This is a genomic window from Reyranella sp. (genome assembly GCF_044224635.1).
Lineage (GTDB): Bacteria > Pseudomonadota > Alphaproteobacteria > Reyranellales > Reyranellaceae > Reyranella.
In genome coordinates this window covers 1-17142 of record NZ_JBGAKA010000052.1, presented here as the reverse complement: position 1 = coordinate 17142, position 17142 = coordinate 1, and the positions used below count along the sequence as shown (strand labels likewise).

Below are 17142 nucleotides of genomic sequence, written 5' to 3'. Positions count from 1 at the left end.
ACGTCACAGGCCCTAAACGCGGCCGTGGCAGTGCTTGTACTTCTTGCCCGAGCCGCACGGGCAGGCTGCGTTGCGGGCGACCTTGCCCCAGGACGACGGATCGTTGGGGTCGCGGGCCTGCTTGGCGTTGGGGCGCGGCCGGTGCAGCGTGGCGACGCCGCCGCCGTCCGGATCCGCCGGATCGAACGCGGGATCCTCGCTCATCGCGGCGGCCAGAGCCGGGTCCTCGTGGATCTCGTGCATCTGCGCCGCCGGCATCATCTCGGGCATCGGCGGCTGTTCCATGCGCAGCTCCAGGGTCGACAGCAGGGCCACCACCTGCTCGCGCAGGCCGCCCAGCATGTCGTTAAACAGGTTGAACGCCTCGCGCTTGTACTCGTTCAGCGGATCCTTCTGGCCGTAGGCGCGCAGCCCGATGCCCTGGCGCAGATGGTCGAGATGGAGCAGATGCTCCTTCCAGCTCTGGTCGAACAGTTGCATCAGCACGCTCTTCTCGACCTGGCGCCAGACCTCCGGCCCGTACTGCGCCGCGCGCTGGGCGAACAGCCGGTCGGCCGCGTCATTCAGGCGCGTCTTGATCTCGTCCTCGGCGATGCCTTCTTCCTTCGCCCAGGCGTCGATCGGCAGGTCGAGGCCGAAGATGCGCTGCACCTCGTCCTTGAGCTCGCCGACCTTCCACTGCTCGGCATAGACGCCTGCAGGGATGGTCTTCGAGACCAGCCCGTCGACCACGTCGCGGCGCATGCCGGCCACCGTCTCCGAGACGTCCTCGGTGGCCATCAGCTCGATGCGCTCGTTGTAGATCTCCTTGCGCTGGCTGTTCATGACGTCGTCGAAGCGCAGCAGGTTCTTGCGGATCTCGAAGTTGCGCGCCTCGACCTTGCCCTGCGCCGTCTCCAGCGCCTTGTTCAGCCAGCGATGGGTGAGCGCCTCGTCGTCGGCCATCCCCTTCTTCTGGACCCAGTCGAGCACCTTGTTGTTGCCGAAGATGCGCATCAGGTCGTCTTCCAGCGACAGGAAGAACTTCGACGCGCCCGGATCGCCTTGGCGACCGGAGCGACCGCGCAGCTGGTTGTCGATGCGCCGGCTCTCGTGGCGCTCGGTGCCGACGACGTAGAGACCGCCGGCGCCGCGCACGATCTCGCGGTCGCGCGCGACATCGGCCTTGATGGTGGCCGCCGCCTTCTCGATCTCGGCTTGCCGCGCGGCCTCGTCGGCGACCCTGTTGGCAATCTCGGCCTCGGCGTGGCGCACCAGCATGTCGGCGTTGCCGCCGAGCTGGATGTCGGTGCCGCGACCGGCCATGTTGGTGGCGATCGTCACCGAGCCCGGCCGGCCAGCCTGGGCCACGATCTCGGCTTCCTGCTCATGGTAGCGGGCATTGAGCACGTTGTGCGGGATGCTGCGCTTCTTGAGCTCGTCGGAAAGCGCCTCGGATTTCTCGATCGACACCGTGCCGACCAGCATCGGCTGCTGGCGCGCCCGGCATTCCTCGATCAGCTTGACGATGGCGCGGGTCTTGTCGCCGAGCGTGCGGTAGATCTCGTCGTCGGCATCCTTGCGCGCCACGTCGACGTTGGTCGGGATCTCGACCACCTCGAGCTTGTAGATCTCGCCGAACTCGGAGGCTTCCGTCATCGCCGTACCGGTCATGCCGGCCAGCTTCGGGTACATGCGGAACAGGTTCTGGAAGGTGATCGAGGCCAGCGTCTGGTTCTCGCGCTGGATCTCGACATGCTCCTTGGCCTCGAGCGCCTGGTGCAGCCCCTCGGAGTAGCGACGGCCTGCCATCATGCGGCCGGTGAACTCGTCGATGATGACGACCTGGCCGTCCTTGACGATGTAGTCGACGTCGCGCGTGAACAGCTTGTGGGCGCGCAGCGCCTGGGTCACGTGGTGAAGCACCGAGACTTGGTTCGGGGCATAGAGGCCGATGCCCTCGGGCAGCAGGCCGTCGGCGCGCAGGATATCCTCGACCGCCTCGACGCCGGCGTCGGTCAGCACGACCGTACGGTTCTTCTCGTCCTTCTCGAAATGGCTCGCCTGCAGGCGCGGGATAACCGTGTCGGCGCGGCGGTAGAGCTCCGAGGAATCCTCGGCCGGCCCGGAGATGATCAGCGGCGTACGGGCCTCGTCGATCAGGATCGAATCGACCTCGTCGACGATCGCGAAGTTGAAGGGCCGCTGGGCCATGGCGTCCTGGCGGTACTTCATGTTGTCGCGCAGGTAGTCGAAACCGATCTCGTTGTTGGTGCCGTAGGTGACGTCGCAGGCGTAGGCGTCCTTGCGCTGGGCATCGTCGAGCTCGTGCACGATCACGCCGACGGTGAGGCCGAGGAACCTGTAGATCTGGCCCATCCATTCGGCGTCGCGCTTGGCGAGGTAGTCGTTCACCGTGACGACGTGCACGCCCTTGCCTTCGAGGGCGTTCAGATAGACCGGCAGGGTGGCGACCAGCGTCTTGCCCTCGCCGGTCTTCATCTCGGCGATCTTGCCCTGGTGCAGCACCATGCCGCCCTTGAGCTGCACGTTGAAGTGACGCTGGCCCAGCGTGCGCTTGGCCGCCTCGCGCACCGTGGCGAAGGCCTCGGGCAGGAGATCGTCCAGGCTTTCGCCCTTGGCCAGGCGTTCGCGGAACTCGGTGGTCCTCGCACGCAGTTGCTCGTCGGACAGCTTGGCGAGGTCAGGCTCGAGAGCGTTGATCTTCGCCACCGGCTTGTCGAAGCCCTTGACGACCCGATCGTTGGCAGTGCCGAACAGGCTTCGAGCGAGCGCTCGCAGCATGAAACCCTCGATACTTTAATGACTTAGGCGGGCACTTGGGCCCGCCGACCTTATCTCAGATAGAGAGCAGGCTTGCCAGTGTCAACGCGCCGACGCAGGGGGGCGAGGGCAGGGGCACCAAAGCGCCGGCCAGCGACAAATCGGCCGGCGACGATCTCCTCGGCGACACGGTGCTCACGAAAAAGTGCCGCAATCGACTGTCATTGCGATCCTCGTCGGGTCGGTGGGCCTTGCTTGGCTGGTGCGGCCCTGTGTAAACGCAATCAATCGCGATTCGCCGTCGCGACGAGCTTCCGGAGTCCATCATGAGCCTTTGCCTGCGTCCGCTGCGCCCCTTTTTGCTGTTTTGCGCAGCCGCCGTGATCGCCGGCTCGGCCGCCGCCCAGCAGCCCAATCCAGCTCAACCGGCAGCACCCCAGGGCGGTCAGGCCACGCAGCCGACGCAGAAGCCGCCGGCAGCCAAGCCGCCGACGCAGGCCGCCCAGCCGCTCAAGGACCCGGTGGTGGCCATCGTCAACGGCCTGCCGATCCGTCTCTCCGAGCTCGAGGTCGCCCAGCAGGCACTGCCGCAACAATACCGCAACATGCCGCTGCAGGCGGTGTTCCCGGCGTTGCTCGACCGCATCATCGACAGCAAGCTGGTGGTCCAGGAGGGGCGCAAGAACAAGGTCACCGAGGATCCGGCCTTCAAGAAGCGGATGGCCTTTGTCGAGGACCAGGTGCTGCAGGATTTCTGGATCCAGCGCGAGATTGCCCGCAAGGTCACGGCCGAGAAGCTGCAGGAGCGCTATGAGGAGCGGCTGAAGTCCCTGCCGGCCGAGGAGGAGGTGCACGCCCGGCACATCCTGGTGGCGACTGAGGACGAGGCCAAGGCATTGATTGCCGAGCTCAAGAAGGGGGCAGCCTTCGACAAGCTCGCCAAAGACAAATCGACCGACAAGGCCTCCGGTGCCGAGGGCGGCGACCTCGGCTGGTTCAAGAAATCGGACATGGTCAAGGAGTTTGCCGACGCGGCATTCGCCCTCAACAAGGGCGGGTTGACGGATACGCCGGTCAAGACCCAGTTCGGCTACCACATCATCAAGGTCGAGGATCGCCGCAAGGCGCCACCGCCGCCGTTCGAGGAGCTGTCCGAGCAACTGCGCGAGGAAATGGTCCGCGAGGCGGTGACCGCCCATCTCGACCAGCTGCGCTCGGGCGCCAAGATCGAGAAATTCAACATCGACGGCACCAAGGCCGAGGCAGCGCCCGCCAAGCCGGCGACGCCCGCCAAGCCGCCCGCTGCGGTGCCCGCCACGCCGCCGGCCGCAGCGCCCGCCACGCCGCCGGCCGGCACCAAGTAGAACTCACATTTTTCAGTCGTTCTGGTGTAGGCTCCCGGCATCGAACGGTCGACCCCGCTCGTCGGCCGTCCGTTGGGGGAGTTAAATGGCTGTCACGCACGCCCAATCGCCGCTCGCGCCGAAGACGACGCCGACGCTGCCGCGCATCGCCGGCGTCAAGCTTGCCGCCGCGCCGTCCGGCGTGCGCTACAGGGACCGCGATGACGTGATGCTTGCCGTGGTGCCGGCGGGCGCCACCATCGCCGGCGTGCTCACGCGCTCGAAGACCTGCTCCGCACCGGTCGACTGGTGCCGCAAGAACCTGCCGCGCGGCAAGGTGCGCGCCATCGTCGCCAATGCCGGCAACGCCAACGCCTTCACCGGCAAGCTGGGCGACAAGGCGGTGGAGGAGAGCACGCGGGCCGTCGCCCAGGCCCTCGGCTGCCCGCGCAACGAGGTCTTCATGGCCTCGACCGGCGTGATCGGCCAGCCGCTGGAGTGGGAGAAGATCGCGGCCGTCGTGCCGGCGATGATCAAGTCGGCGCGCGAGGATGGCTGGGCGGCCGCCGCGGGCGCCATCATGACGACCGATACTTTCCCCAAGCTCGCCACGCGCCAAACCAGGATCGGCGAGCGCACCGTGACCATCAATGGCTTCCTCAAGGGCTCGGGCATGATCGCGCCCGACATGGCGACCATGCTGGCCTTCGTCTTCACCGACGCCAAGATCCCGGGGCCGGTGCTGCAGAAGCTGGTGTCCGACGCCGCCGACAAGTCGCTGAACTGCGTCACCGTCGACGGCGACACCTCGACCAGCGACACCCTCCTGATGGTCGCGAGCGGCGTCGCCCGGCACGCCCCGATCGAGGAAGCCGACGACCCGGTGCTGGTCGACTTCAAGCGGGCGCTCGACGAGGTGCTGATCGAGCTGGCGCAGCTGCTCGCCCGCGATGGCGAGGGTGCCAGCAAGTTCGTCACCATCAATGTCGGCGGCGCCTCGTCGAATGGTGCGGCGCGCAAGATCGGCCTGGCCGTCGCCAACTCGCCGCTGGTCAAGACGGCGATCGCCGGCGAGGACGCCAATTGGGGCCGCATCGTCATGGCCGTCGGCAAGTCGGGCGAGCGCGCCGACCGCGACAAGCTCCGGATCTCGATCGGCGGCGTGCGCATCACCGATGGCGGCCAGGTCGTTCCCAACTACGACGAGACGCCGGTGACCCGGCATATCAAGGGCACCGACATCGTGATCGATATCGATCTCGGCATCGGCCGCGGCCGCGCCACCGTGTGGACCTGCGATCTGACGCACGGCTACATCGACATAAACGGCAGCTATCGTTCTTGAGCGGACGGCAATCGCTCTTGAGCGCTTCCGAGCTGGAGTGTCCGGGCGGCCCGCCGCCCCTGGGGGAGCGCCCGCTCGTGCTGGTCGCCGCGGTGGCGCTGATCGATGTCGACGGCCGCGTGCTGATCGCCCAACGTCCGGCCGGCAAGTCGATGGCCGGGCTGTGGGAGTTCCCCGGCGGCAAGGTCGACGCCGGGGAGACGCCGGAACAGGCCCTGGTGCGCGAGCTGCACGAGGAGCTCGGCATCGAGACGGCGACCAGTTGCCTGGCGCCGATCGCCTTCGCCAGCCACGGCTACGAGACGTTCCATCTGCTGATGCCGGTCTTCGCCTGTCGCAAGTGGCTCGGCACCCCGCAGTCGCGCGAGGGCCAGGCGCTGCGCTGGGTGATGCCGATGGAGCTGTCGCGCTACCCGATGCCGCCGGCCGACGTGCCGCTCGTCGGCCTGCTGCGCGATCTCTTGTGAAGTCGCTCCCTCATTCTCCTCCCCAGCTTCGCTGGGGAGGTGTCCGCGTAATCGCGGACGGAGGGGTCAGAGGCCCTAGTCCCGTTGCTTATGACCCCTCCGTCGGCGAAGCCGCCGACACCTCCCAGGCGGAGCCGGGGAGGAATCCCGTCACGACAGCGCCGGCAGCGGCGCGCCCTCGCGCCAGGCGAGCAGCCGGCGGAAGATGACGGCCTGGACGGTCGCGGCGAGGCCGGCGCCGGCGTAGGAAACCAGGATCGCCACCAGCCAGGTGACGAGGACCGCCGCGCTGTCGGCGCCCAGCATGCCGCGCATCAGGCCGAGAGCGACCAGGCTCGCCGCCGTCGTCGCCAGGGCGCCGACGAAGAAGGTGAGAAACAGCACGCCGATGATGGTCCAGGCGTTGCCGCGGCTGTAGGTCCACGACAGGCGAGGCGAGAAGGGCACGTCGACGGCGGTGGCAGCGAGGCCGAAGCTGACGCGCAGCGCGAGCAGAAGCGAGATGGTGAAGCCTGCGCCGAGCGGCGCCGCCATCGCCTGGCGGCGGGCAGCTTCGGGATCGACCGGCACGCCCATGCCGATCGTCTCCGGGTTGAGCGTGCCGATGGTGAAGATGAAGGCGGCAATCAGCAGGAAGGTGACGCCGGCGATCTTCGCCAGATGGATCAGGTAGGCCGATTCGCGCGGCGACCAGCCGAGACCGGGCAGGCGATCGACCCGCTTGGGCCCCAGCAGGACCACGCGTTGCCAGGCCACCATGAACATCACGGTGGGTACGACATCGAGCATCTTCTCGATCAGGATGGCGGCCAGCGAATCGTGCGCCAGCACCGCGCCGATCACGCGAATCGCCAGGGACGCGATCCAGGGGATGGTTACGAGATGGAAGAACAGGCGGAGATTGGCAAAGAAGAAGCCGAAGCTCTCGGACAGCACCTCGCCGAACGGCAGTTTGATCACCGGTTCACCTCGAGCTCCGTTCGACTTTCTCGCCTGCGCTGACTTCGGTCGTCCCCAAGGCGTCGGCCAGCCGCCGCGCGGCGCTGCCGGGCGCGAGCGGCTTGGGCTGCGAGGCGTGCGGTGCCCAGCCATGCAGGAACAGCACTTCGAAGCTGGCGACGATCCGACCCGACGGCAGGGTGAAGCGCTCGGCATAGAGCTGCGCCGCGCGCAGCAGCGTCGCGCGGCGCGCGAGGCCGCGCCGCCGCTCGACGACCAGGTTGCCCTCGCCCATGCCGCCGATATCGCGCATCAGGGCGAGCGCGTCGGCATACTCGACGTCGATCGTCTCGCTGTCGCTCACCGGCAGGGCGAAGCCCGCCCGCTGCAGCAGGCCCGCGGCATCGCGCAGGTCGGCGAACGGCGAGATGCGCGGACTGAGCCCGCCTTCGATCTCGCTCTCCGCCGCCGCCAGGGCCTGGCGCAATTGCCACAGGGTGGCGCCGCCCAGCATGGCGCCCAGGAACAGGCCGTCCGGCTTCAGGATGCGGGCGATCTGGATCAGCGTGCCGGGAAGATCGTTGACCCAATGCAGCGTCATGGCGCTGGCGACCAGGTCGAAGCTCCGCGGGGCGAACGGCAGGAACTCCTCGTCCGCAACCACGGCGGAGCCGCGCGCTCGGCGGGCGAAGGCGAGCCCGAGATCGCTGCGGATCACCCGGTCGACGGCCGGGCGCCCTGCCAGTGCCGTGGCGATCTCGTCGCCATGGCAGCCGAGGTCAAGGGCCAGAGGGAACGCGCGGCGGACGTCGTCAAGGCGCTCGACCAGCCGGGTGGCGATTTCGCGCTTGAGGAAGGCACGCTGATCCCAATGACCCGCCGCCCGTTCGCGCCGCTGCCGCAGGGTCGCGCGATCAAAGACCAGCAGAGGATCGGGGATGATCACAGCCCGTATGTAGGGCCAAAGCCCGCCGTCGGGTAGGGGAAGCGCCATCCTGTCGGCGCAATTGCCCAGTCATCTCGGGGCATGCACTTTTCCGCACCATGCTGACCGCGCGACTTGGCCGGTTCTGTCGCGGTGCCGGTCGCCTGGTGCTCGACGCCGTGCTGCCGCCGCTCTGCCTGCGCTGCGCCGAGATCGTCGAGACGCCCGGAACGTTGTGCGCCGCCTGCTGGCGGGGGTTTTCCTTCATCGCGCCGCCCTACTGCGCGCGCTGCGCCGATCCCTTTGCCGCCGATCCGGGGGCGGAAGCCCTGTGCGCCCGCTGTCTCGCCCGACCGCCGCGCTATCGCCGGGCACGCGCCGCACTGGTCTACGACCAGGAGAGCCGCCGCCTGGTGCTGCCGTTCAAGCATGGCGACCGCACCGACATGGCGCGGGCCTGCGGCACCTGGATGGCGCGGGCCGGGGCCGAGCTCCTGGCCGATGCCGACATCGTGGCGCCGGTGCCGTTGCATTGGCGGCGCCTGCTGGCGCGCCGCTACAACCAGGCGCAATTGCTGGCGCGGGCTGTCGTCCGGCATGCCGAGGATCGCGCGCATCTCAGCCTCGCGCCCGACCTGCTGCGCCGGCGCCGCTGGACGGGGTCGCAGTCCGGCCTGCGAGCCGAGGAGCGTCGCGGCAATGTGCGCGCGGCGTTCGACATCCATCCGCGCTGGATGCCGAAGGTCGCCGGCAAGGCCGTCGTGCTGGTCGACGACGTGCTGACCACGGGGGCGACGGTCGAGGCCTGCACGCGCGTTCTGCAACGCGGCGGAGCGCGACACGTTGACGTGCTCACGCTGGCGCGGGTTGTCCGTCCGGCGGTATAGTTTGGCCAAAGAGGTTCACCACGATGGCCAAGATCGAGATCTACACCACGCCGTTCTGCGGCTACTGCGCGCGGGCCAAAGGCCTGCTCGACGCCAAGGGCGCAGCCTACGAGGAAATGGACGTGATGATGGACGACAAGAAGCGCAGCGAGATGCGCGAGCGCGCCAGGCGCCAGACCGTCCCCCAGATCTTCATCAATGGTGCGCATATCGGCGGCTCCGACGAGCTGGCGGCCCTCGAGAGGGCGGGCAAGCTCGACGCAATGCTCGCCCAGCCCGGCTGAGGGAGCCTCAAGCCATGACGACGGCGTTCAAGGCCGGTCTGATCCAGACCAATGTCAGCAACGAGATGGCGGACAACATCGCGTTCGTGCGCGAGCAGGCGCGGCTTGCCCGGGACGCCGGTGCCGACTTCGTCATGACGCCGGAAAATACCGGCCTGATCGGCGCCAATCGGGGAGAGACGCTGCAGAAGGCGGAGACGGAGGACGTCCACGGCATGCTGGCCGCGGCCCGGGCCAGCGCGCGCGAGACCGGGGCGTGGTTCCTGCTGGGCTCGATCCACGTGCGCGTGCCGGGTGAGGAACAAATCCGCAACCGATCCTATCTGATCGACTCCTCCGGCGGCGTGGTGGCGAGCTACGACAAAATCCACATGTTCGACGTCCAGCTCGCCGGCGGCGAGAGCTACCGGGAATCGTCGACCTTCAAGCCGGGCGAGCGGTCGGTGCTGGCGGAGACGCCGTGGGGCGTGCTCGGCATGACGATCTGCTACGACCTGCGCTTCCCCTATCTCTACCGCGACCTGGCGCATGCCGGGGCGACGATGCTGTCGATCCCGTCGTCCTTCACGGTGCCGACCGGACAGGCCCATTGGCACGCCCTGATGCGCGCCCGGGCGATCGAGACCGGCTGCTTCGTGTTCGCGCCGGCCCAGGTCGGCACGCACAAGGGCTCTAACCGCAAGACCTACGGCCACTCCGTCGCCGTGGCGCCGTGGGGCGAGGTCCTGGCAGATGCGGGCGGCGAGACCGCGGGCTTCGTCGTCGCCGACATCGACCTCGGCAAGGTCGCCGAAGCCCGCAAGATGGTGCCGTCGCTGACGCATGATCGGAAGTACAGCACGCCGGTTCTCCACAAGCCCGGCCTCGCCAGGGCTGCGGAGTAGGATCAGCCAGTTCATTGCTGGGAGCGGGCCACTCACAGGCGCTCACTTTGCAGAGGACCTCGCCCTGAAGAGCCACGCGAAGCGTAGCGTCTCGCAGGGTGGCAATACGGCAGGTGCTACAACTCGCCCTGTTTCGCGATCTCTTCCGCGGCCCATCCTTCGAGATGGCCGCTTCGCGGCCTCCTCAGGATGAGGGTTTTGTTGGACCGCCGACCAAAATTGAGTTAGCGCGCTATGAGCGCGTGGCGCCCATAGCCGTGAGCGCCACGGAGCGGCGCGCTCCCGGCGATGACGTTCTACCCGGGACGCCGGGCGGCGATCCGTTGCACCATCGCCATCTGCGGGGCGCTGATCAGGCGGGCTTCGTAGGCGGTCACCGAGAGACGGCCGCGCGCAAGGTCGAGCAATTCGCCATCCTTCAGGAGGTGGTTGGGGTTGCTGGGCCGCCCGAAGCGCTCGTTGCCCACCATGAAGGTTTCGTAGAGGAGCACGCCGCCTGGCGCGAGGGCGCCGAGCAGGTCGGGCATCAGCCCACGGTGCAGGTAGTTGGTGACGACGACGGCGCCGAAGATCCGACTGCCGAGCGGCCAGGGCGACCCGTTCTCGAGGTCGGCTTGGATGACCTCGATAGCAGGATGCGGATCGACGGCGCTGATGTCGCGATCGACTGCCGTGACGGGATGGCCACGGTCGGCGAAAAAGCGGCTGTGTCGGCCGCGGCCCACAGCAACGTCGAGCACCGCGACCCCGTTGGAAACCAGACCTGCCCATTGCACGATCCAGGAAGAAGGCGTGCCTCTTGCATGGGCCACGATCACACCCCATCATCTCTGGCACTCCCCTTTGGGGAGTGCCAACTGCAGGAAATTGTTGCTCGTTTCATGATCCTATACCGACTGCGCTGCTCCAATGGCCACGAGTTCGATAGCTGGTTCAAGGACAGCAAGACCTATGAGCGCCAGGAGAAGAAATCCCTGATCGGCTGTGCCGTATGCGGGGATGTCGCGGTTCAGCGCGCGCTCATGACGCCGCGCCTTGGCAAGAAGGGCGGCAAGGCCGCCGCGCCGGAAGAGGCCGCTTCGCCTCCCGCCCCTGCGCCGGCGCCTTCGCCCGAGCAGCAGCAGATGGCCGCCTTGGCCCGCCACATGCCCAAGGAGCTGCGCGAGGCGCTGGTCAAGGTGCGCGAGCAGGTCGAGAAGAATTGCGAGCATGTCGGCGACCGCTTCGCCGAGGAAGCGCGCAAGATCCACTATGGCGAAAGCGATCGGCGCGGCATCTACGGCGAGACGACCGATCAGGAGGCCGAGGCGCTCGCCGAGGAAGGCATCGAGTTCGGCCGCCTGCCGTGGATTCCCCGGGGGAATTAGCCTTTCACTCTCCTCCCCAGCTTCGCTGGGGAGGTGCCCCGTCTTACGGGGCGGAGGGGTCATGAGCCTCAGTCCTGTTGCTCATGACCCCGTCGCCGAAGACGGCGACACCTCAGGCTTTTGGCCGCTTGCGGCCAAATGCCGACCACAACAGAGTTGGGGAGGAAAATGAAGAGAGCGCCAATATGCGAACCCTCTACGGGCGCGACGTTGCGTAGAGCATGTAGTTGACGTCGAGATCGGCGCGGTTCAGCGACCAGGTCCGGCTGAGCGGGCTGTAGACCACGCCGACGATCTCGCGCACGTCCAGCTCGCTGGCGCGCAGGCTGCGCGCGACCTCGGACGGCTTGAGGAATTTTCGCCAGTCGTGCGTGCCGCGCGGCAGCCAGCCCAGCACGTACTCGGCGCCCGCGATCGCCAGGGCCCACGCCTTGGCCGTGCGATTGAGGGTCGACAGGAAGAGAAGACCTCCCGGCTTCACCAGCCGGCTGCACGATCGCAGGAACAGGTCGGCATCGGCGACATGCTCGACGATCTCGAGGGCCAGCACGATGTCGAAGCGAGCGCCCGCAGCGGCAAGGGCTTCGGCCGTGCTCTGCCGGTAGTCGACGGCGAGCCCCTGCCTGCCGGCGTGCAAGGCGGCGACCTCGATGTTGTCGGCGGCGGCATCGATGCCGGTCACCGTCGCGCCCAGTCGGCGCATCGGCTCGCAGAGCAGGCCGCCGCCGCAGCCGATATCGGCCAGCGACAAGCCGGCCAGCGGCGTGCCTCCGAGGGCATCGCGGCGCCAATGCTCCGCGACGCGGTCGCGGATGTAGCCGATGCGCACCGGATTCAGCCGGTGCAACGGCGCGAACTTCCCGACAGGATCCCACCATTCGCCGGCGATGCGGGCGAAGCGCTCGACCTCGCCGGGGTCGACAGTGGTCTCAGCCGAAGTGGTCTCAGCCGTGCGGGCCATGGGCCACCCTTGACCTTTCCAGTGCTCACGGTGTCTATACCGCGCTTTCGAGCAGGTCCATGGCGCGCATCGTTCTCAAATTTGGCGGCACCTCGGTCGGCGATACCGAGCGGATCAAGAATGTCGCGCGCAAGGCCAAGGCCGAGGTCGCGCGCGGCAACGAGGTCGCGGTCGTCGTCTCGGCAATGTCCGGCGCTACCAACCAGCTGGTCAAATGGGTCAACGAGATCGCGCCCCTGCATGATGCGCGCGAATACGACGTCGTGGTCGCCACCGGCGAGCAGGTGACGATCGGCCTGCTGGCGATGGCCCTGCAGCAGGAAGGCGTCAAGTCGCGCTCCTGGGTGTCCTGGCAAATTCCGATCCGCACCGATGCGGCCTACGCCAAGGCGCGCATCGTCGACATCGATACGGCGGAGATGTCCAAAGCCATGGCGGCCGGCGAGGTGCCGATCGTCCCGGGCTTCCAGGGCGTGTCGCCGGAGGGCCGCATCACGACACTGGGTCGCGGCGGCTCCGATACCTCCGCGGTCGCCCTGGCAGCGGCGCTCGGGGCCGATCGCTGCGACATCTACACCGACGTCGACGGCGTCTACACGACCGATCCGCGGATCGTCGAGAAGGCGCGCAAGATCGACCGGGTCACCTATGAAGAGATGCTCGAGATGGCCTCGCAGGGTTCCAAGGTCCTGCAGACGCGGTCGGTCGAGCTGGCGATGAATCATCGCGTGCGCGTGCAGGTCCTGTCGTCGTTCGATGCCGCGCTCGGCAGCGACCTGCCCGGCACGCTGGTTGTGGACGAGGAAGAGATCATGGCGCAGGGTCTGGAAAAATCGGTCGTGAGCGGAATCGCCTTTTCGAAGGACGAGGCCAAGATCACGGTGACCCGGGTGGCCGATCGGCCGGGCGTGGCGGCGGCGATCTTCGGTCCGCTGGCCGAGGCCAACATCAACGTCGACATGATCGTCCAGAACGTGTCGCTCGACGGCAGCTCGACCGACATAACCTTCACCGTGCCGCGGGCTGATCTGCCGCGCGCGGTCGAGCGGCTCGACCGGGCCAAGAAGGATCTTGGATTCGCCGAGATCAAGGCGGACACCAACGTGGTCAAGCTTTCGGTGATCGGCGTCGGCATGCGCAGCCATGCCGGCGTCGCCCTCAAGATGTTCGAGACCCTGGCCGCCAAGGGGATAAACATCCAGGTGATCTCGACCTCGGAGATCAAGATCAGCGTGCTGATCGCCGCCGAGTACGCCGAGCTCGCCATCCGTACCTTGCATACGGCTTACGAGCTCGACGCCGCCTGAGCGCTTTTCGCTTATGCGAACAAGCGATTAGGCAGTTCGGCGCGGGTCTTGCTATAAGCAGGCCATGTGCGTCGACGCCATCCTCATGGCCTGCCGGACCGCCCGACGGACCCATCGGTCCAGGGCGGCATGGCGATTCTGCGCCCAAACCATCGACCGTAGCTTCGTCGTAATCCGACTCAAGCATCCAGCGGTCTGACCATGGAGAGAGCAACTCCCCCGGCCGGACCGCGAATGCTCCTCAAGCGGCTCCGGGACACGATGGCGCGTGCCGACTCCGTCGAGAACACGCTGGGTGAGGTCGTGCGCCTGGTCGCCAACGAGATGGTGGCGGAGGTCTGCTCGATCTACCTGCTGCGCGCTGGCGAAGTGCTCGAATTGTTCGCCACCCAGGGCCTGAACCCGTCGGCCGTCCACCGGACCCGCCTGCGGGTCGGCGAGGGCCTGGTCGGCGACATCGCCGCCCACGCCCGTCCGCTGGCGCTGGCCGATGCCCAGAGCCATCCGCAGTTCGCCTACCGGCCGGAGACGGGCGAGGAGATCTACCATTCGCTGGCCGGGGTGCCGATCGTGCGCGCCGGCCGTTCGCTGGGCGTGCTGGTTGTCCAGAACCGCACCCGCCGGCAATACGACGAGGAGGAGATCGAGACTCTCCAGACCATCGCCATGGTGCTGGCCGAGCTGATCGCCGCCGGCCACTTCGTCAGCCCCAACGAGGTACAGCAGGTCGATGGCCTGGGACTGCTGCCGCTGCGCGTCGACGGCGTTCAACTGACGCCGGGCGTCGCCATTGGCCACGCCGTCCTGCATGAGCCCCGGATCGCCATCCAGAAGGTCGTAGCCGAGGATGTCGGGCAGGAGCTGGCGCGCTTCGAAAGCGCTGCACACGGCGTGCGCGAAGATATCGACCGCATGCTCGAGGCGCACGACATGCAGTCGGGCGAGCAGCGCGAGATCCTGGAAACCTTCCGTATGTTCATCGACGATCGCGGCTGGCTCGAGCGGGTGCGCGAGGCCGTCTCGTCGGGCCTGACGGCGGAAGCGGGTGTGCAGCGCGCCTTCGACGACGTGCGCACCCGGCTCGGCCAGTCGACCGACCCCTATATTCGCGAGCGCCTGAGCGACCTGCAGGACCTCACCAATCGCCTGCTGCTGCGCCTGACCGGTCGCGCCGTCGTCGATCCGGAATCGCTGCCCGACGACATGATCGTGATCGCCCGCGACATGGGCCCGGCCGAGCTGCTCGACTACGACCGGGCGCGCCTGCGCGGCCTGGTGCTCGAGGAAGGCTCGGCGCAGAGCCATGTCGCGATCGTCGCGCGCGCCCTCGACATTCCCGTGGTCGGTCGAGCGCCGGACGTCCTGGCGCGCATCGAACCGGGCGATTCGATCGTGGTCGACGGCGACAACGCCCAGGTGCTGGTGCGCCCGGCAGAGGATGTGTTGCAATCGATCTTCGATGCGATCGACGCCCGGGCGCAACGGCGGCGCAAGTATGCCGCGCTGCGCGATCTGCCACCGACGACACGCGATCAGGTTCGCATTTCCTTGAATATGAACGCGGGCTTACTGATCGATATGCAGCATCTGGTTGAAGTCGGCGCCGACGGCGTCGGTCTCTACCGCACGGAGATCCCGTTCATGGTGCGTTCGGAATTTCCCGACGTCGATGCACAGGCTTGGCTCTATGCGCGCGTGATCGATCTCGCCGATGGCCGGCCAGTTGTGTTTCGCACGCTCGACGTCGGCGGCGACAAGGTGCTGCCGTATGTCGGCGCTTTCGGCGACGACAATCCGGCCATGGGCTGGCGTGCCATTCGCATCGGTCTCGATCGACCTGCCATGCTGCGGCGACAGCTGCGCGCCCTCGTGCAGGCGGCCAACGGTCGGCCACTGTCGGTCATGTTTCCGATGATCGCCGACGTGGGTGAATTGCAAAGCGCACGGCGCCTGCTCGATCTCGAGCTCGAGCGCGCGTCGCGTCGCGGCCAACCTGTTCCCCAGCCCTTGCGCGTCGGCGTGATGTTCGAAGTCCCGGCGTTGGCTTGGCAGCTCGACAGCTTGCTGCGTCAGGTCGATTTCGTTTCGATCGGCACGAACGATCTGCTGCAGTTTCTGTATGCGGCTGATCGCGGCAACAGCAGGGTCGCATCGCGCTACGACAGCTTGTCGCCGGCGCTGCTTCGGCTCCTACATTTTGTAGTCGAGAAGGCGCGGCCTGCTGGTGTCGATCTCGCGGTGTGCGGCGAGATGGCAGGACGGCCTGTCGAAGCGCTGGCGCTGCTGGCGATCGGCGTGCGCGCATTGTCGATGTCACCCGGCGCGATCGGGCCGGTGAAGGCGATGATCCGTTCGCTCGATCTCGGCGAAGCAACAAGCTTCATGCGCGCTGCGCTATCGCAGCCCGATCGACCGATGCGCGAGACGCTGCGACTGTTCGCTGCGGATCACGCCATCGAAATTTAGCCACGAAGAGTCGAATCGCTTTTGCCCTGTCAGAATCCCTCTGCTAAGACTCGCGCCAGAGGGGAAGAGCAGGGTTCATCATGCCGGATCAGGTTGATTGGCGTGCGATTGAACGCGATACGTCGTCGGGGCGTGCGGTCGGTCGCTTGCTACGAGACCAGCGCGAGGCCCGCGGCCTTGCTCTGTCCGATGTCGAGAAAGCTCTGCGTATTCGTTGTTCCAGTTTGGAAGCAATCGAGGAAGGGCGCTTCGACAAGTTGCCTGGCGCGGCATACGTCCCCGCGTTCCTGCGCGCCTACGCGGCTCACGTCGGCCTCGATCCCGACAAGGTACTGACGGCGTACCATCATTCCGGTGCCGTTCCGATCAAACGGCCTGTCGCGTTGCCGGCTGATTTCCCGATCGCCGAACGGCGCGCGCCGGTGGGTCTTGCGGTGCTGACGGTTCTGCTGGTCGTCGCCGCGGGTTATGCCGCATGGCACTACCTGCCGCGCGAGCAGGCGGTGGTGGTCGAGAAGGTTCCGCCGGTGCCCGATCGTCTGCTGGCGTCGCGGCCGGATGCCGCGCCGACCGGCAGCGCTGCGCCGCCGACGGTGAGCGCGCCGGCGCCGGCGCCCGGCACCACGACGTCGCCACAACCTTCGCGCGAAGTGCGCAATTCTCCGCCCGCGGCGCAGCCCGCCGAGCTGTGGCCGGCGATGCGCCGTGACAGCGTCGCACCGCCCACTCAACCGGAGAGCCAGCCGGCACCGTTGGCACCGCCTGTCGTGGTGCAGGTGCCCGCGCCGCCCGCCGTCATGACGGTTCCTGCGATCGGTCAGGCGCAGGCCGCACAGCCTCCCATTCAAGTCGACACGCCGAAAGCCGCGACGTCCGTGCCTGCCACCGAGGAAGCGGTGGCCAAGCCGGCGGCTCCCGATCCGGCGACCAGCAATATTCCGGTGAAGGTCGACACGCCGGTCCGGGTCCGCACCAACAGCTGGGTCGAGCTGCGCTCGCCCACGGGCGACGTCCTGGCGCAGACATATGTCCGCGCGGGCGAGAGCTACACCGTGCCGGCCGGAATCGCCTATCGCGTCATCGACGCCCGCTGAGGCGGGTCGCTGGCGGCTTCTCGGACCCTGTGACTTTTCGGCGGCGCCGCAAGCGCCGGCGTTTCGTTAAGGTCGCTCGCGGCGCTCGGGATGACAGCAATGCTGTTGCT

15 protein-coding genes are annotated in these 17142 nt (G+C 67.5%); 10 read left to right on the top strand and 5 right to left on the bottom strand.

What is annotated here, in order from left to right; all coding sequences use genetic code 11:
• Nucleotides 1–12 precede the first annotated feature (12 nt).
• Nucleotides 13–2784, bottom strand: a complete 2772-nt coding sequence (gene secA / locus ACILR9_RS31260; protein ID WP_395713895.1) for a preprotein translocase subunit SecA — start codon at nt 2782–2784, stop codon at nt 13–15.
• 305 nt (nt 2785–3089) lie between these two features.
• Between secA and ACILR9_RS31255 the strand changes: the two genes are divergently transcribed.
• The 3 genes from ACILR9_RS31255 to mutT all read left to right on the top strand — a co-directional run bounded on the left by ACILR9_RS31255 (nt 3090) and on the right by mutT (nt 5918).
• Nucleotides 3090–4127: a peptidylprolyl isomerase gene (locus ACILR9_RS31255; protein WP_395713894.1), complete on the top strand. Its 1038-nt coding sequence runs from the start codon at nt 3090–3092 to the stop codon at nt 4125–4127.
• Nucleotides 4128–4212: 85 nt separating this feature from the next.
• Entirely contained in the window at nt 4213–5451 is a 1239-nt protein-coding gene (gene argJ, locus ACILR9_RS31250) for a bifunctional glutamate N-acetyltransferase/amino-acid acetyltransferase ArgJ (protein ID WP_395713893.1), read from the top strand.
• A gap of 59 nt (nt 5452–5510) precedes the next feature.
• The gene (gene mutT, locus ACILR9_RS31245) at nt 5511–5918 is read left to right on the top strand and encodes an 8-oxo-dGTP diphosphatase MutT (protein WP_395713935.1); all 408 of its coding nucleotides are present in this window, start codon (nt 5511–5513) and stop codon (nt 5916–5918) included.
• Between the two features lie 150 nt (nt 5919–6068).
• Here mutT and ACILR9_RS31240 read toward each other — a convergent pair whose 3' ends face one another.
• Nucleotides 6069–6878: a hypothetical protein gene (locus tag ACILR9_RS31240; RefSeq protein WP_395713892.1), complete on the bottom strand. Its 810-nt coding sequence runs from the start codon at nt 6876–6878 to the stop codon at nt 6069–6071.
• 4 nt (nt 6879–6882) lie between these two features.
• On the bottom strand, nt 6883–7851 hold the full coding sequence (locus ACILR9_RS31235; RefSeq protein WP_395713891.1) for a methyltransferase domain-containing protein: 969 nt from the start codon (nt 7849–7851) through the stop codon (nt 6883–6885).
• Nucleotides 7852–7901: 50 nt separating this feature from the next.
• On the opposite strand from ACILR9_RS31235, the gene ACILR9_RS31230 reads away from it, so the two are divergent.
• Genes ACILR9_RS31230 through ACILR9_RS31220 form a run of 3 tightly spaced genes read left to right on the top strand, consistent with a single transcriptional unit; the run spans nt 7902 to nt 9837 of the window.
• Nucleotides 7902–8669 (top strand): ComF family protein, encoded by a 768-nt coding sequence (locus ACILR9_RS31230; protein ID WP_395713890.1) that lies wholly within the window; start codon nt 7902–7904, stop codon nt 8667–8669.
• A 23-nt stretch (nt 8670–8692) separates the two neighbouring features.
• Nucleotides 8693–8953, top strand: coding sequence for a glutaredoxin 3 (grxC, locus tag ACILR9_RS31225; protein ID WP_395713889.1), 261 nt, complete (start codon nt 8693–8695; stop codon nt 8951–8953).
• 14 nt (nt 8954–8967) lie between these two features.
• Entirely contained in the window at nt 8968–9837 is an 870-nt protein-coding gene (locus ACILR9_RS31220; protein ID WP_395713888.1) for a carbon-nitrogen hydrolase family protein, read from the top strand.
• Between the two features lie 296 nt (nt 9838–10133).
• Here the strand turns inward: ACILR9_RS31220 and ACILR9_RS31215 are convergent, their stop codons facing one another.
• Complete coding sequence (locus tag ACILR9_RS31215; protein WP_395713887.1) at nt 10134–10649, bottom strand: class I SAM-dependent methyltransferase; 516 nt, start codon at nt 10647–10649, stop codon at nt 10134–10136.
• On the opposite strand from ACILR9_RS31215, the gene ACILR9_RS31210 reads away from it, so the two are divergent.
• Complete coding sequence (locus ACILR9_RS31210; protein ID WP_395713886.1) at nt 10641–11204, top strand: DUF1178 family protein; 564 nt, start codon at nt 10641–10643, stop codon at nt 11202–11204. The two genes, ACILR9_RS31215 and ACILR9_RS31210, sit on opposite strands and share 9 nt — an antisense overlap.
• A gap of 196 nt (nt 11205–11400) precedes the next feature.
• On the opposite strand, the gene ubiG is transcribed toward ACILR9_RS31210, so the two are convergent.
• Nucleotides 11401–12165 (bottom strand): bifunctional 2-polyprenyl-6-hydroxyphenol methylase/3-demethylubiquinol 3-O-methyltransferase UbiG, encoded by a 765-nt coding sequence (gene ubiG / locus ACILR9_RS31205; RefSeq protein ID WP_395713885.1) that lies wholly within the window; start codon nt 12163–12165, stop codon nt 11401–11403.
• Between the two features lie 59 nt (nt 12166–12224).
• On the opposite strand from ubiG, the gene ACILR9_RS31200 reads away from it, so the two are divergent.
• The 3 genes from ACILR9_RS31200 (at nt 12225) to ACILR9_RS31190 (ending at nt 17032) form a co-directional block, all read left to right on the top strand.
• The gene (locus tag ACILR9_RS31200; protein ID WP_395713884.1) at nt 12225–13472 is read left to right on the top strand and encodes an aspartate kinase; all 1248 of its coding nucleotides are present in this window, start codon (nt 12225–12227) and stop codon (nt 13470–13472) included.
• A 261-nt stretch (nt 13473–13733) separates the two neighbouring features.
• Nucleotides 13734–15938 (top strand): phosphoenolpyruvate--protein phosphotransferase, encoded by a 2205-nt coding sequence (gene ptsP / locus ACILR9_RS31195; protein WP_395713883.1) that lies wholly within the window; start codon nt 13734–13736, stop codon nt 15936–15938.
• Between the two features lie 80 nt (nt 15939–16018).
• Nucleotides 16019–17032: a helix-turn-helix domain-containing protein gene (locus tag ACILR9_RS31190; protein ID WP_395713882.1), complete on the top strand. Its 1014-nt coding sequence runs from the start codon at nt 16019–16021 to the stop codon at nt 17030–17032.
• Nucleotides 17033–17142: the final 110 nt, after the last annotated feature.

Excerpts from the sequence above, each read along its gene's own strand:
- argJ (WP_395713893.1), top strand. The coding sequence starts at position 4,213 with ATGGCTGTCACGCACGCCCAATCGCCGCTCGCGCCGAAGACGACGCCG.
- ACILR9_RS31200 (WP_395713884.1), top strand. The coding sequence starts at position 12,225 with ATGGCGCGCATCGTTCTCAAATTTGGCGGCACCTCGGTCGGCGATACC.
- ACILR9_RS31230 (WP_395713890.1), top strand. The coding sequence starts at position 7,902 with ATGCTGACCGCGCGACTTGGCCGGTTCTGTCGCGGTGCCGGTCGCCTG.
- ACILR9_RS31255 (WP_395713894.1), top strand. The coding sequence starts at position 3,090 with ATGAGCCTTTGCCTGCGTCCGCTGCGCCCCTTTTTGCTGTTTTGCGCA.
- ACILR9_RS31220 (WP_395713888.1), top strand. The coding sequence starts at position 8,968 with ATGACGACGGCGTTCAAGGCCGGTCTGATCCAGACCAATGTCAGCAAC.
- secA (WP_395713895.1), bottom strand. The coding sequence starts at position 2,784 with ATGCTGCGAGCGCTCGCTCGAAGCCTGTTCGGCACTGCCAACGATCGG.
- ubiG (WP_395713885.1), bottom strand. The coding sequence starts at position 12,165 with ATGGCCCGCACGGCTGAGACCACTTCGGCTGAGACCACTGTCGACCCC.
- ACILR9_RS31210 (WP_395713886.1), top strand. The coding sequence starts at position 10,641 with ATGGGCCACGATCACACCCCATCATCTCTGGCACTCCCCTTTGGGGAG.
- ptsP (WP_395713883.1), top strand. The coding sequence starts at position 13,734 with ATGGCGCGTGCCGACTCCGTCGAGAACACGCTGGGTGAGGTCGTGCGC.
- ACILR9_RS31235 (WP_395713891.1), bottom strand. The coding sequence starts at position 7,851 with ATGGCGCTTCCCCTACCCGACGGCGGGCTTTGGCCCTACATACGGGCT.
- grxC (WP_395713889.1), top strand. The coding sequence starts at position 8,693 with ATGGCCAAGATCGAGATCTACACCACGCCGTTCTGCGGCTACTGCGCG.
- ACILR9_RS31190 (WP_395713882.1), top strand. The coding sequence starts at position 16,019 with ATGCCGGATCAGGTTGATTGGCGTGCGATTGAACGCGATACGTCGTCG.